This window comes from Streptomyces xanthophaeus (assembly GCF_000725805.1).
GTDB lineage: Bacteria > Actinomycetota > Actinomycetes > Streptomycetales > Streptomycetaceae > Streptomyces > Streptomyces xanthophaeus.
This window is the reverse complement of record NZ_JOFT01000024.1, coordinates 15,835-30,612: the sequence shown is the minus strand read 5'-3', so window position 1 is coordinate 30,612 and position 14,778 is coordinate 15,835. Positions and strand designations below refer to the sequence as shown.

The 14,778-nt window shown below is 72.1% G+C and carries 13 protein-coding genes; 12 read left to right on the top strand and 1 reads right to left on the bottom strand.

From position 1 onward, the window contains the following. Positions 1-67: 67 nt before the first annotated feature. A complete protein-coding gene (locus IO30_RS0116155) occupies positions 68-2,296 on the bottom strand; it encodes an ATP-binding protein (protein ID WP_031157181.1) in 2,229 nt (742 codons plus the stop codon). A gap of 146 nt (positions 2,297-2,442) precedes the next feature. On the opposite strand from IO30_RS0116155, the gene IO30_RS0116150 reads away from it, so the two are divergent. The 12 genes from IO30_RS0116150 to IO30_RS0116095 all read left to right on the top strand — a co-directional run bounded on the left by IO30_RS0116150 (position 2,443) and on the right by IO30_RS0116095 (position 14,725). Further along, a complete protein-coding gene (locus tag IO30_RS0116150; RefSeq protein WP_031143579.1) occupies positions 2,443-2,895 on the top strand; it encodes a DUF948 domain-containing protein in 453 nt (150 codons plus the stop codon). 6 nt (positions 2,896-2,901) lie between these two features. Next, entirely contained in the window at positions 2,902-3,255 is a 354-nt protein-coding gene (locus IO30_RS0116145) for a DUF6167 family protein (protein ID WP_031143577.1), read from the top strand. After that, on the top strand, positions 3,255-5,924 hold the full coding sequence (gene alaS, locus IO30_RS0116140) for an alanine--tRNA ligase (RefSeq protein ID WP_031143575.1): 2,670 nt from the start codon (positions 3,255-3,257) through the stop codon (positions 5,922-5,924). Before IO30_RS0116145 ends, alaS begins: the two co-directional genes overlap by 1 nt. A gap of 2 nt (positions 5,925-5,926) precedes the next feature. Then, the gene (gene ruvX / locus IO30_RS0116135; protein ID WP_031143573.1) at positions 5,927-6,397 is read left to right on the top strand and encodes a Holliday junction resolvase RuvX; all 471 of its coding nucleotides are present in this window, start codon (positions 5,927-5,929) and stop codon (positions 6,395-6,397) included. A gap of 127 nt (positions 6,398-6,524) precedes the next feature. Next, the gene (mltG, locus tag IO30_RS0116130; RefSeq protein WP_031143571.1) at positions 6,525-8,285 is read left to right on the top strand and encodes an endolytic transglycosylase MltG; all 1,761 of its coding nucleotides are present in this window, start codon (positions 6,525-6,527) and stop codon (positions 8,283-8,285) included. Positions 8,286-8,292: 7 nt separating this feature from the next. Then, entirely contained in the window at positions 8,293-9,114 is an 822-nt protein-coding gene (locus IO30_RS0116125; RefSeq protein WP_031143569.1) for a shikimate dehydrogenase, read from the top strand. A 289-nt stretch (positions 9,115-9,403) separates the two neighbouring features. Next, a complete protein-coding gene (aroC, locus tag IO30_RS0116120) occupies positions 9,404-10,588 on the top strand; it encodes a chorismate synthase (protein WP_031143567.1) in 1,185 nt (394 codons plus the stop codon). Next, entirely contained in the window at positions 10,585-11,103 is a 519-nt protein-coding gene (locus IO30_RS0116115; RefSeq protein WP_031143565.1) for a shikimate kinase, read from the top strand. The genes aroC and IO30_RS0116115 overlap by 4 nt, the downstream gene beginning before the upstream one ends. Beyond that, positions 11,100-12,191, top strand: coding sequence for a 3-dehydroquinate synthase (gene aroB, locus IO30_RS0116110; protein WP_031143563.1), 1,092 nt, complete (start codon positions 11,100-11,102; stop codon positions 12,189-12,191). Before IO30_RS0116115 ends, aroB begins: the two co-directional genes overlap by 4 nt. After that, complete coding sequence (aroQ, locus tag IO30_RS0116105) at positions 12,188-12,628, top strand: type II 3-dehydroquinate dehydratase (RefSeq protein WP_031143561.1); 441 nt, start codon at positions 12,188-12,190, stop codon at positions 12,626-12,628. Before aroB ends, aroQ begins: the two co-directional genes overlap by 4 nt. Positions 12,629-12,732: 104 nt before the next feature. After that, a complete protein-coding gene (locus IO30_RS0116100) occupies positions 12,733-13,482 on the top strand; it encodes an AAA family ATPase (RefSeq protein WP_078904733.1) in 750 nt (249 codons plus the stop codon). Between the two features lie 136 nt (positions 13,483-13,618). Then, entirely contained in the window at positions 13,619-14,725 is a 1,107-nt protein-coding gene (locus IO30_RS0116095; RefSeq protein ID WP_031143556.1) for an aminopeptidase P family protein, read from the top strand. The last annotated feature ends 53 nt before the right edge of the window (positions 14,726-14,778 follow it).

The following is a 14,778-nucleotide window of genomic DNA, read 5'->3' as shown; positions in this document are numbered from 1 at the left end:
TGCAGGCCTAGTACTCACAGGTTGGTCGAAGCCCGCCGTCCCCTCGGGGACGGCGGGTTTTCCGCGTTCAGGGCTGGTCCGCCGCCGCCCTGCGAGGGGCCCGCGCACCGCGCAGCCCGCCCCGGCCCGCCGACCGCGGCGAGGGCACCGCCCCGCTCCGCTCCCCGGGCGCCAGGCTCGCCCGCACGACGAGCGCCTCCCGGCTCAGCTCCCGCCCCTCCGCGGCGTGCGCCGCGTAGCGGTCCGCGCCCAGCAGATCGCCCGCCCGCTCCTGGCACATCAGCCGCGGGGCGTTGAAGTACCCCGAGCCGAAGAGCTGCAGGCCCACCCCGTCCCACATGGGCTCGGCCGCACCCTGGAGCACCGCGGCCTCCGCCGGATGCCCCTCGGCGACCGTGACCAGGGCCAGCAGCTCCAGCGCCAGCACCAGACCGACGAGGTCGTGGAAGGTGTGGTTGATCTCCACGCACTCCGTCAGCAGCCGCCGCGCCTCGGCCGTCGCCCCTGAGTCCAGGGCCGCGTACGCGAGGACGTACAGGGCGTACGCCTTCGTCCAGCGCTCCCCGCGCTCCTCGCAGATGTCCCGGACCTCCTTGCACAGGGACAGCGCGCCCGCCAGCTCCCCCTGGAAGGCCAGCGCCATCGCCAGCTCCACCTGGCACATCAGCACGCTGCTGTTCAGCTCACCGGCCTCCCGGTACCGCTCCAGCGCCGAACCCAGCAGCTCCCGGGCCCGCGGCATGTCGTCGGAGACCAGGGCCAGGCAGCCCAGCCGGTGCACGGCGTAGGCCGAGGCCACCGCGTTCTGCGTCTGCGCCGCCGCGTCCCGGCACTCGTACAGGGCGCTCATCGAGGCCACCGCGTCCCCCTGGAGGGCCGCGACGTAGCCGAGGACCCACAGCGCCTTCAGCCGCGAGCTCTCGTACGCGTACTCCGACTGCCCGGAGCCCGGGGCGGCTCCCGCGGCGGGCTCCAGGGCCCGGTCCAGCCAGTGCCGGCCCTCCGTCAGCCGGCCGCAGCCCGCCCAGTAGAACCACAGGGTGCCCGCCAGGTACTGGCCCAGGTGGGCCTCGTCCGGCTCGTCCAGGCAGCATTCGAGGGCGAGCCGCAGATTCGGCAGCTCCGCCTCCACCAGGGCGGCGACCTCCTGCTGGCGCGGACCGAACCAGTCCAGCTCGCACCAGGTCGCCAGCCCCATGTACCAGTCCCGGTGGCGACGGCGCAGCCGCCGGGCGTCACCCGCCGACTCCAGCCAGCCCGCCCCGTACAGCCGTACGGTTTCCAGCATCCGGTAGCGGACCCCGGCGGCCGTCTCCTCCCGGACCAGCAGGGACTGCGCGAGCAGCTCCCCGACCAGGTCCAGCACGCTCTCCACGGGCAGGTCCGGGCCCGCGCACACGTACTCGGCGGCGTCCAGGTCGAACAGGCCCGCGAACACCGACAGCCGGGCCCACAGCAGCCGCTCGTCCGCCGTGCACAGCTCGTGGCTCCAGCCGATGGCCGTGCGCAGCGTCCGGTGCCGGGGCAGTGCCCCGCGCGGGCCGGAGCCCGCCAGCAGGGCGAAGCGGTCCTCCAGCCGGGCCAGCACCTGCGCGGGGGACAGCACCCGCAGCCGGGCCGCCGCCAGCTCCAGGGCCAGCGGGATCCCGTCGAGACGGGCGCACACCTCCGCCAGTGCGGCCCCGTCCGCCCCGGTCGCCGCGAAGTCCGGACCGGCCTCCGCGGCCCGCTCCACCAGCAGCTCCAGGGCCTCGGCGGCGGCCAGCGGGGCCAGCGGGAGGACCCGCTCCCCGGCCAGGTCCAGCGGGCGGCGGCCCACGGCGAGCACGCGCAGGCCGGGGGAGCGCAGCAGCAGCTCCCGGACCAGGCCGGCCGTCTCCTCGACCAGCTGCTCGAAGCCGTCCAGGACCAGCAGCAGGCGCCGCCCGGCCAGGTGCTCGGCCAGCACCGTGCGCGGCGGCCGGGTGGTGTGGTCGGTCAGGCCGAGCGCCTCCGCGAGGGCGAGCTCCAGCAGCGCGGGATCCCGTACGGAGGCCAGCTCGGCCAGCCATACCCCGTCGCAGTAGCGTTCCTGCGCTTCCTCCGTGTCCGCCGCTGCGGTCCCGGTGGCGAGCGTCCGGGCCGCTGCGAGGGCCAGCCGGGACTTGCCCACTCCGCCCACGCCGGTCACCGTGACCAGTCGGGAGGACTCCAGCAGCCGCCCCAGCCCGGCGAGTTCGCCACCCCGCCCGACGAACCGGTTCAGCTCCGAGGGAAGATTGCCCCAGGCGGTGTGTCGAAGGGGTGTCTGTCGCATGGGACACGGAGGGTACTGGTCCGCATGCGCTGCGTACAAGGCGGGTGTCCCGACCTCGGAATTCCGGTACAGCCGGGGATCTCCGGCGCGATAGGGTCGGAGGACGAATCTTCAGCAGTGCAGGTACAGACAGAGAGCGGTGTGACGTGTCCGGTGGAGAGGTGGCCGGGATCCTCGTGGCCGTCTTCTGGGCCATCCTGGTCTCCTTCCTCGCGGTGGTGCTGGTGAGGCTGGCCCAGGTACTGAAGGCGACCACCAAGCTGGTGGCCGACGTGACCGACCAGGCCGTGCCGCTGCTGGCCGACGCCTCCACCACGGTCCGCTCCGCGCGCACCCAGCTCGACCGGGTCGACGCCATCGCGAGCGACGTGCAGGAAGTCACCTCCAACGCCTCCGCACTGTCCTCCACCGTCGCCTCCGCCTTCGGCGGACCGCTGGTCAAGGTCGCGGCCTTCGGCTACGGCGTCCGTAAGGCCCTCGGCCGCACGGACGAGGTGCCCGCCAAGACCTCCCGGCGTCCACGAAGTGACGGCGGTAGCCGTACCGTGATCGTCGGCCGTACGGTGTCGGCTGCCCGGCGCCGGAAGCAGAAGGGCTGACCGCCGATGTTCCGCCGAGCCTTCTGGTTCACCGCAGGCGCCGCCGCCGGTGTGTGGGCCACCACCAAGGTCAACCGCCAGCTCAAGAAGCTGACGCCGGAGAGCCTTGCCGCCCAGGCCGCCGACAAGGCCGTGGAGGCGGGCCACCGCCTCAAGGACTTCGCCCTCGACGTCAAGGCGGGAATGACGCAGCGCGAGGACGAGCTGAACGATGCACTGGGGCTGACCCAGGACCCCGACCGGCCCGACAACGTCACCGCCCTCCCCGGGCCGCGGCGGCTGCGGGTCATCGCGCACGACCCGCACGACAAGACCACCGACCGACCGAAACTTTCGTACGACCGGAATGAGGACCACTGATGGAGTCGGCTGAAATCCGCCGCCGCTGGCTGAGCTTCTTCGAGGAGCGCGGTCACGCCGTTGTCCCTTCGGCGTCGCTCATCGCGGACGACCCGACTCTGCTGCTGGTGCCCGCGGGCATGGTGCCCTTCAAGCCCTACTTCCTGGGCGAGGTCAAGCCTCCGGCCCCGACGCTCACGAGCGTGCAGAAGTGCGTCCGCACCCCGGACATCGAAGAGGTCGGCAAGACCACCCGCCACGGCACGTTCTTCCAGATGTGCGGCAACTTCTCCTTCGGGGACTACTTCAAGGAAGGCGCCATCAAGTACGCCTGGGAGCTGCTCACCAGCTCCGTGGCGGACGGCGGCTACGGCCTGGAGCCCGAGAAGCTCTGGATCACCGTCTACCTCGACGACGACGAGGCCGAGCAGATCTGGCGCGAGAAGATCGGCGTCCCCGCCGAGCGGATCCAGCGCCTGGGCAAGAAGGACAACTTCTGGTCCATGGGCGTCCCCGGACCCTGCGGCCCGTGCTCGGAGATCAACTACGACCGCGGCCCCGAATTCGGCGTCGAGGGCGGCCCGGCCGTCAACGACGAGCGCTACGTGGAGATCTGGAACCTGGTCTTCATGCAGTACGAGCGCGGCGCCGGCGACGGGAAGGAAGACTTCCCGATCCTCGGTGACCTGCCCTCGAAGAACATCGACACCGGTCTGGGTCTCGAGCGCCTCGCGATGATCCTGCAGGGCGTGCAGAACATGTACGAGACCGACACCCTGCGCGTGGTCATGGACAAGGCCACCGAGCTGACCGGCGTGCGCTACGGCGCCGAGCAGGGCACGGACGTCTCGCTGCGCGTGGTCGCCGACCACATCCGCACCTCGACCATGCTCATCGGCGACGGGGTCACCCCCGGCAACGAGGGCCGCGGCTACGTGCTGCGCCGCATCATGCGCCGCGCCATTCGCAACATGCGCCTCATGGGTGCCACGGGCCCGGTCGTCCAGGACCTGGTCGGCGTCGTCATCGACACGATGGGCGAGCAGTACCCGGAGCTGGTCACCGACCGCAAGCGCATCGAGACCGTCGCCCTCGCCGAAGAGGCCGCCTTCCTCAAGGCTCTCAAGGGCGGCACCAACATCCTCGACACCGCCGTGAGCGAGACCAAGGCCGCGGGCGGCACCGTCCTGTCCGGCGACAAGGCGTTCCTGCTCCACGACACCTGGGGCTTCCCGATCGACCTCACCCTGGAGATGGCCTCCGAGCAGGGCCTCTCCGTGGACGAGCCCGGCTTCCGCCGCCTGATGCAGGAGCAGCGCGACCGGGCCAAGGCCGACGCCAAGGCCAAGAAGACCGGCCACGCCGACGTCTCCTCGTACCGCGAGATCGCCGACCGGGCCGGGGCCACCGAGTTCACCGGCTACGCCACCAACCAGGGCGAGTCGACCATCGTCGGCCTGCTGGTCAACGGCGTCTCCGCGCCCGCCGCATCCGAGGGCGACGAGGTCGAGGTCGTCCTCGACCGCACCCCCTTCTACGCCGAGGGCGGCGGCCAGCTCGCCGACCAGGGCCGCATCAAGCTCGACACGGGCGCCGTCATCGAGGTCCGCGACGTCCAGCAGCCCGTCCCGGGCGTCTCCGTGCACAAGGGCTCCGTCCAGGTCGGCGAGGTGACGGTGGGCGCCTCCGCGTACGCCGCCATCGACATCAGGCGCCGCCGGGCCATCGCCCGCGCCCACTCGGCCACCCACCTGACCCACCAGGCGCTGCGCGACGCCCTCGGCCCCACGGCCGCCCAGGCCGGTTCCGAGAACTCGCCCGGCCGCTTCCGCTTCGACTTCGGTTCGCCGAACGCCGTCCCCGGCACGGTCCTCACCGATGTCGAGCAGAAGATCAACGACGTCCTCTCGCGCGAGCTCGAAGTGACCGCCGAGATCATGAGCATCGACGAGGCGAAGAAGCAGGGCGCCATCGCCGAGTTCGGCGAGAAGTACGGCGAGCGGGTCCGCGTCGTCACCATCGGCGACTTCTCCAAGGAGCTGTGCGGCGGCACGCACGTCGGCAACACCGCCCAGCTGGGCCTGGTGAAGCTGCTCGGCGAGTCCTCCATCGGCTCCGGCGTGCGCCGCGTCGAGGCCCTCGTGGGCGTGGACGCGTACAACTTCCTCGCCAAGGAGCACACGGTCGTCGCCCAGCTCCAGGAGCTGGTCAAGGGCCGTCCGGAGGAGCTGCCGGAGAAGATCGCCTCCATGCTCGGCAAGCTGAAGGACGCCGAGAAGGAGATCGAGAAGTTCCGCGCGGAGAAGGTCCTCCAGGCCGCCGCCGGGCTCGCCCAGAACGCCCAGGACATCCACGGCGTGGCCCTCGTCGTCGGCCAGGTGCCGGACGGCACCGGCGCCGACGACCTGCGCAAGCTGGTCCTCGACGTCCGCGGCCGCATCCCGGGCGACCGCCCGGTCGTCGTGGCCCTGTTCACCGTGGCGAACGACCGCCCGCTGACCGTCATCGCCACCAACGAGGCGGCCCGCGAGCGCGGCCTCAAGGCCGGTGACCTGGTGCGTGCCGCCGCCAAGACCCTCGGTGGCGGCGGTGGCGGCAAGCCGGACGTGGCCCAGGGCGGCGGCCAGAACCCGGCCGCCGTGCCCGAGGCCATCGCCGCGGTCGAGCGCCTCGTCGTCGAGACGGCCTGACGATGACACTGCGCCGCGGCCGCCGTCTCGCGATCGACGTCGGTGACGCCCGGATCGGGGTCGCGTCCTGCGACCCCGACGGGGTGCTGGCCACGCCGGTCGAAACCGTGCCGGGACGTGACATCCCGGCCGCCCACCGGCGGCTGCGGCAGCTCGTCGAGGAGTACGAGCCCCTCGAAGTCGTGGTCGGCCTCCCGCGCTCGCTCAGCGGGCGCGAGGGGCCGGCCGCGGCCAAGTGCCGCGCCTTCGCCATGGAGCTCGCCAAGGGCATCAAGCCCGTGGGGGTCCGGCTGGTCGACGAGCGGATGACCACGGTCACCGCCGCGCAGGGGCTGCGGGCCTCCGGGAAGAACGCCAAGAAGGGCCGTTCGGTCATCGATCAGGCGGCCGCCGTGGTGATTCTGCAGAACGCTCTTGAGACCGAACGGGTATCAGGTAATCCGCCCGGTGAGTGCGTCGAAGTGGTTGTCTGATCGCGATACGGTAACGTTCCGCGAAATGAGACGGCATTCGAACAGCCGTCGCCACCACTAAAGAGGCGGAACCGGGTGTCGCGGCGAGGAGAAGCCGTGGCCTTCGTCTCGCGGCTCTAGGGGACCGATGACTGAGTATGGCCGGGGCGGCGGCTCCGAACCGTGGCATCCCGAGGACCCCCTGTACGGGGACCAGGGATGGACCGCGCACCAGACCCAGCAGGGCCAGGTGCCGTACGGCGGGGACCAGCAGCAGTATCCGCAGGAGCCGCAGTACCAGGAGCAGTACCCCGCTCAGTACCCGCAGCAGCCGCAGCCGCAGTACGGCGAGCAGCAGCAGTACCCGCAGTACACGGAGCAGCAGCAGTACCAGCAGCAGGCCTACGCACAGCAGAACCAGCAGCAGGCCTATGCCCAGCAGCACGCCCAGCCCCAGGCCCCGTCCCCGCAGCAGCCGGTGTACGACAGCCAGGGCTGGGACACCGGGCAGGGCCAGTATGTGGCCGCCGCGGTGCAGGCCGACCCGTACGCGGCGGCGGATCCGTACGCCCAGCCGCAGGTCGGCGCCTACCCGGGCGAGAGCCCGGACCTCTACACCAGGCCCGACGCCTATCCGCCGCCGCAGCCTCCGGGCCGCCGCCACCTGGAGCCGGAACCGGCCGAGGAGTGGCAGGACGGCGAGGCCCAGGAGGGCGCCGACGCCGCGGACGAGGACTCCGACGCGTCGATCCTGCCGGGCGGCGACGGCGGCGAAGGGTCCGGCGGACGCCGTTCCGGCCGCTCGAAGGGCGGCAAGCCCAAGAAGCGCAGCGGTACGGCCTGCCTGCTGACCGCCCTCGTCATCGTGGGCGTGGTCGGCGGTGGCGGCTACTACGGCTACACCTTCCTCAAGGCCAGGTTCGCCACGGCCGCGGACTACACGGGCGAGGGCAGCGGCGAGGTGATCGACGTCGAGATCCCCGCGAACTCCACGCTGACGAGGATGGGCAACATCCTCAAGGAGAAGGGCGTCGTGGCCAGCGTCGAGGCGTTCACCGCCGCGGCGAACGCCAACCCCAAGGGCAAGTCGATCCAGCCGGGCGTGTACCCGCTCCGGAAGGGGATGTCGGCCTCGTCCGCGGTCACCTTCATGACCGACCCCACGAAGCTGAACGTCATCACGATCCCCGAGGGCAAGCGGAACGTCGACGTCTACAAGCTGATCGACACCCGGCTGGGCAAGTCGGAGGGCACCACCGAGGAGATCGCCAAGCGCGAGGCCAAGAACCTCGGGCTGCCGGCCTGGGCGGGCAACAACCAGAAGATCATGGACCCGCTCGAAGGCTTCCTCTTCCCGGCGCGCTACGACGTCAGCTCGGACAGCACGCCCGAGTCCCTGCTCAAGCAGATGGTCAAGAACGCGACGGACAAGTACAGCGAGCTGGGGGTCGAGGGCAAGGCCAAGGAGCTGGGCCTGGAGAACCCGCTCCAGGTGATCACGGTCGCCAGCCTCGTCAACGCCGAGGGCAAGCACCACGAGGACTTCCGCAAGATGTCCGAGGTCATCTACAACCGCCTGAAGAAGACCAACGACGTCACGAACCAGAAGCTCGAATTCGACTCGACGTACAACTACATCAACAAGTCGAGCGAGCTGAACTTCTCCCTCAAGGAAGCGCGGGCGCTCGACAACCCGTACAACACCCACTTCGTCAAGGGACTGCCGCCCGGCCCCATCGGGAACCCCGGCGTGGAGGCCGTGACCGCTACGCTCGACCCGGACCACGGCGGCTGGATGTTCTTCGTGTCGGTCGACGGGAAGACGACCTCCTTCACCAAGACCTACGAGGAACACCAGAAGCTCGCCGACGAGTTCCAGGAACGGCAGAAGCAGAAGAACGGCGGGTAAGCACGACATGTCACGGATACGGGCCGCGGTGCTGGGTTCGCCCATCGAGCACTCCCTCTCACCGGTGCTGCACCGCGCCGCCTACCAGGAGCTCGGCCTCGACGACTGGTCCTACGACCGCTTCGAGATCGACGAGGCCGCTCTCCCGGCGTTCGTGGGCGGCCTCGGTCCGGACTGGCGGGGCCTGTCGCTGACCATGCCGCTCAAGCGGGCGGTCATCCCGCTCCTCGACGGCATCAGCGACACCGCGGCCTCGGTGGAGGCGGTCAACACGGTCGTCCTCACCGAGGACGGCCGCCGCCTCGGCGACAACACCGACATCCCCGGCATCGTCGCGGCCCTGCACGAGCGCGGCGTCGAGAAGGTGCCCTCCGCGGCCGTCCTGGGGGCGGGGGCCACCGCCTCCTCGGCGCTGGCCGCCCTCTCCCGGATCTGCACCGGCGAGGTCACCGCGTACGTCCGCTCGCGCGCCCGCGCCGACGAGATGCACCGGTGGGGCGAGCGCCTCGGCGTGGCCGTCCGCACGGAGGACTGGTCGCAGGCGGCCGGGGCCCTCGCCGCCCCGCTGGTGATCGCGACCACCCCGGCCGGCACCACGGACTCCCTCGCCGCATCCGTGCCCGAGGGCGCCGGGACCCTCTTCGACGTGCTCTACGACCCCTGGCCGACCGCCCTCGCGGCGGCCTGGTCCGAGCGCGGCGGCAAGGTCGTCGGCGGGCTGGACCTGCTGGTCCACCAGGCCGTGCTCCAGGTCGCACAGATGACCGGCCGCCCCGGACCCCTCGCGGCCATGCGGGCCGCGGGAGAACGGGCCCTCGCCGGCCGCTAGGTCGGCTCTTTCGGATCTTGTCGGTCAGGTCCGCGCCGTCCGGTGCCGTGCCGGGCGGCGCGGACCCGGCAAGAGCCGAAAGAGACGGCCTAGCGTCACCGGGGCCCTCCGGGGCTCCTCAGGGCCGTCCGTCCCAGGCCCGTGGGCGCTCAGCTGATGGACAAGCCGTCCGATTGCTGGACCGGGGCCCGGTGTACCGGTCCGGACATGGGAGGATCGGGTACGGCGGGTCCGGGCCGCGCACCCGATCGCGCCGTCGCTGTATCAGGCGCGAGCATGAGGAGCATCGTTGAGCAGGTTGCGTTGGCTGACTGCCGGGGAGTCGCACGGACCGGCGCTGGTGGCGACGCTGGAGGGCCTTCCCGCCGGCGTCCCGGTCACCACCGAGCTGGTGGCCGACCACTTGGCCCGGCGCCGGCTCGGCTACGGCCGCGGTGCCCGGATGAAGTTCGAGCAGGACGAGATCACCTTCCTCGGCGGCGTCCGCCACGGGCTCTCGCAGGGTTCGCCGATCGCCGTCATGATCGGCAACACCGAGTGGCCGAAGTGGGAGACCGTCATGTCGGCCGACCCGGTCGACCCCTCGCTGCTGAAGGACACCGGCCGCAACGCGCCGCTGACCCGCCCCCGCCCCGGTCACGCCGACCTGGCGGGCATGCAGAAGTACGGCTTCTCCGAGGCACGCCCGATCCTGGAGCGCGCCAGCGCCCGTGAGACGGCCGCCCGGGTCGCCCTCGGCGCCGTCGCCCGGTCCTTCATCAAGGAGGCCGCCGGCATCGAGATCGTCTCGCACGTGGTCGAACTGGCCGCGGCCAAGGCGCCCTACGGCGTCTACCCGACCCCCGCCGACGTCGACAAGCTCGACGCCGACCCGGTGCGCTGCCTCGACGCCGACGCGTCGAAGGCGATGGTCGCCGAGATCGACCAGGCCCACAAGGACGGCGACACCCTCGGCGGCGTCGTCGAGGTGCTCGCGTACGGGGTCCCCGTCGGCCTCGGCTCGCACGTGCACTGGGACCGCCGCCTCGACGCGCGCCTCGCGGCCGCGCTCATGGGCATCCAGGCCATCAAGGGCGTCGAGGTCGGCGACGGCTTCGAGCTGGCCCGCGTACCCGGGTCCAAGGCGCACGACGAGATCGTCTCCACCGACGAGGGCCTGCGCCGCACCTCCGGCCGCTCCGGCGGTACCGAGGGCGGCCTGACCACCGGCGAGCTGCTGCGCGTCCGCGCCGCGATGAAGCCCATCGCGACCGTGCCGCGCGCGCTGGCCACGGTGGACGTGGCGACCGGCGAGGCGACGGTGGCCCACCACCAGCGCTCCGACGTGTGTGCCGTGCCGGCCGCGGGCATCGTCGCCGAGGCCATGGTCGCGCTCGTCCTGGCCGACGCGGTCGTCGAGAAGTTCGGCGGCGACTCGGTCCCCGAGACCCGGCGCAACGTGCAGTCCTACCTCGACAACCTGCAGATCCGGTGACGCGCGGACCGCTGGTCGTCCTCGTCGGCCCCATGGGGTCCGGCAAGTCCACGGTGGGCGCGCTGCTGGCCGGGCGGCTCGGCGTCCCCTACCGGGACACCGACGCCGACATCGTGGCGGCCCAGGGCCGGGAGATCGCCGACATCTTCGTCGACGAGGGCGAGCCGTACTTCCGTGAGCTGGAGCGCAAGGCGGTCTCCGCCGCCGTCGCCGAGCACACCGGAGTCCTCGCCCTCGGCGGCGGCGCGGTGCTCGACGCGGACACCCGTGCGCTGCTCGCCGGCCTCCCCGTCGCCTACCTGTCGATGGACGTCGAGGAAGCCGTACGGCGCGTGGGCCTCGGCGCCGCGCGCCCGCTGCTGGCCGTCAACCCGCGCCGCCAGTGGCGCGAGCTGATGGAGGCCAGGCGCCCCCTGTACACCGAAGTCGCGCGCGTCGTGGTGACCACCGACGACCGCACCCCCGAAGAGGTCGCGCAAGCGGTCCTCGACGCTCTGGAGTTGAAGGACGTATGACAGACCAGGTGACGCGGATCCAGGTCGGCGCGAGCCCCGGACACGACGCGTACGACGTGCTGGTCGGCCGGCAGCTGCTCGGCGAACTCGGCACCCTGATCGGTACGAAGGCCCAGCGGGTCGCCGTGATCCACCCCGAGGCCCTGGCCTCGACGGGCGAGGCACTGCGCGACGACCTGGCGGAGCAGGGCTACGAGGCGGTCGCCATCCAGGTGCCCAACGCCGAGGAGGCCAAGACCGTCGAGGTGGCGGCGTACTGCTGGAAGGCGCTCGGCCAGTCCGGCTTCACCCGCACCGACGTGATCGTCGGCGTCGGCGGCGGAGCCACCACCGACCTCGCGGGCTTCGTCGCGGCCAGCTGGCTGCGCGGGGTGCGCTGGGTCGCCGTACCGACCACCGTCCTCGCGATGGTGGACGCGGCCGTGGGCGGCAAGACCGGCATCAACACCGCCGAGGGCAAGAACCTCGTCGGCGCCTTCCACCCGCCCGCCGGCGTGCTGTGCGACCTCGCGGCCCTGGACTCGCTCCCGGTCAACGACTACGTGAGCGGCCTGGCCGAGATCATCAAGGCCGGATTCATCTCCGACCCGAAGATCCTCGACCTGATCGAGGAGGACCCGCAGGCCGCCCGTACGCCCGCAGGCCCGCACACGGCCGAGCTGATCGTGCGCTCCATCCAGGTCAAGGCCGACGTGGTCTCCAGCGACCTCAAGGAGTCGGGCCTGCGCGAGGTCCTCAACTACGGCCACACCCTCGCGCACGCCATCGAGAAGAACGAGCGCTACAAGTGGCGGCACGGCGCGGCCGTGTCCGTCGGCATGGTCTTCGCGGCGGAACTCGGCCGCCTCGCCGGACGGCTGGACGACGCGACGGCCGACCGCCACCGCGAGATCCTGGCCTCGGTCGGCCTGCCGCTGACCTACCGCGGCGACCAGTGGACCAAGCTGCTCCAGACCATGCAGGTCGACAAGAAGTCCCGCGGCAACCTGCTGCGCTTCATCGTCCTGGACGGCCTGGGCAAGCCGACCGTCCTCGAAGGACCCGACCCGGCGCACCTGATCGCCGCGTACGGCGAGGTGTCGGCGTGAGCCGGCAGGTCCTGGTGCTCAACGGCCCCAACCTGGGCCGCCTCGGTTCGCGCGAGCCCGACGTGTACGGGGCCACCTCGTACGCCGGACTCGTGGAGAGCTGCCGCGCGGTGGGCGGGGAACTCGGCTTCGACGTCGAGGTCCGCGAGACCAACGACGAGGGCGAGATGATCCGCTGGCTCCACGAGGCGGCGGACGGGAAGATCCCCGTGGTGATCAACCCGGGGGCCTTCACGCACTATTCGTACGGGATGCGGGACGCGGCCGCGCAGCGCACCGCTCCGCTGATCGAGGTGCACATCTCGAATCCGTACGCCCGCGAGGAGTTCCGGCACACCTCGGTCATCGCCGCGGTGGCGACCGGGACGGTGGCGGGCTTCGGCATCGGCTCGTACCGGCTGGCGCTGCGCGCGCTGGCGGACGAGATCACCGCCTGACGCTGCGCCCGGCGGCGCCGGGGGAGGTGCTGGTGGACGGTGGGACCTCCCGGGTCATATAACGTTCTCGCATCAGTCGCCGGAACGAGACGGAGTGGCAGCGGATGCAGCAAGGAGTGGGGGGCGGGGGCGCAGGCTGGGGGCAGTCGGGACAGCACCCGGCCGCGCCGGCACAGCCGCCGATACCCCCGGCGCAGGGTTGGCCGGGCTCCCCGGCCGTGCCGCCGCCCCCGGCGCCGCCCGTGGGGGAGACCACCGGCCACATTCCGCTTCCGCCCGCGGTGGCCGGTACGGGAGGAGCGACCCTCGCCGTCCTGCTCATCGGGCCGGCGGGCGCGGGCAAGACCACCGTGGCCCGGCACTGGGCGAGCACCCGCCCGGTGCCGACCGCCCACGTGAGCCTGGACGACGTCCGGGAGTGGGTCTGCTCGGGCTTCGCGGACCCGCAGGCGGGCTGGAACGACCACTCCGAGGCCCAGTACCGCCTCGCCCGCCGCACCTGCGGCTTCGCCGCCCGCAACTTCCTGGCGAACGGGATCTCCTGCATCCTCGACGACGCCGTCTTCCCGGACCGGCCGGTGGTGGGCCTGGGCGGCTGGAAGCGGCACGTGGGCCCCGCGCTGCTGCCGGTGGTCCTGCTGCCGGGCCTGGAGATCGTCCTGGAGCGCAACGCGGCCCGCTCGGGCAACCGCAGGCTCTCCGACGAGGAAGTCGCGCGGATTCACGGGCGGATGGCGGGCTGGTACGGCTCCGGCCTGCCGATCATCGACAATTCGCACCTCGACGTTGAGGGGACCGCGCGGGCCCTGGACGAGGCGCTGGCCCGCGCGATCGCGGCTCCCGCGGCCTGGTGACCGAGGCGGGGCGGCGGCCCACCGCCTTCCCGCTTCCCCACCCGCTTCCCCTTCCGTTTGTTTCCCGCGAGGGCTGAGGCCCCGTCCGGACGCGCTCGTCAGGCCGGATGCGCGGGGCGCTCGTACGCTCGAAGACATGTCAGACGTGTACGCCGCCCGCCGTGGCCTGCTCCGCGACCGATGTGCCGCCGCGGGGAACGCCGCCGCACTGATCACGCGTCCGGCGAACGTCCGCTACCTCTCCGGGGCGTCCCCGCTGGGTGCCGTACTCCTCGTGGGCCCTTCCGAGGACGTGATGTTCTGCGGTTCGGCGCCCACCGGTGAGGCCGACGAGGGCCGCCTCGACGAGGGGCTCGCCGTCTCCGTGCTGTCGGGCCCCGGCGGGGACCCGGCCGTGGCCGCGGCCGATCTGGCCGCCGCCGTACGGGCCGACTCGCTGGCGGTGGAGGAGCACCACCTCACCGTGGGCAGGCACCGGGCCCTGCGCTCCGTGGCCCCGACGCTGCGGCTCGCCGACCTCGGGACCGCGGTGGAACAGCAGCGCCTGGTCAAGGACGAGGAGGAGATCGCCTGCCTGCGGATCGCCGCCGAGATCGCCGATCAGGCCCTCGGAGAGCTGCTGGAGTCGATCCTGGTGGGGCGCACGGAACGGCACCTGGCCCTGGAGCTGGAGCGGCGGCTCGTGGACCACGGGGCGGACGGGCCGGCCTTCCCGACCTCCGTCGGCACGGGCCCGCACTCCGGGCGCTCCCGGCACCGGCCCTCCGACCGCCGGGTCGAGGAGGGCGACTTCCTCTCCGTGTGCCTCGGCGCCAACTACCGCGGCTACCGGTGCGAGATCGGCCGGACGTTCGTGATCGGCACCACCCCGGCGGACTGGCAGATCGAGCTGTACGAGCTGGTCTTCGCCGCTCAGCGGGCCGGCCGCGAGGCGCTGCTGCCGGGCGCCGCGTACCGGGACGTGGACCACGCGGCACGCTCCGTTCTGGACTCCGCGGGCCACGGAGACTGCCTCGCGGCGTGGATGGGACACGGTGTCGGTCTCGAAATCGACGAGGACCCGCAGCTTGCACCTACGGCAATGGGTAAACTGGACGCTTGCGTGCCGGTCACCGTCGAACCGGGGGTTCACCTCCCGGGCCGGGGAGGTGTCCGGATCGATGACACGCTCGTCGTACGCCCCGAGGCGGACGGCGGTCCCGAGCTACTCACCATTACGACCAAGGAGCTGCTCGCGCTCTAGCCCGCTACGGCGGGCTGTGCGCGCACCCGTGGTCTTCCAGTGCAGGAGATTCC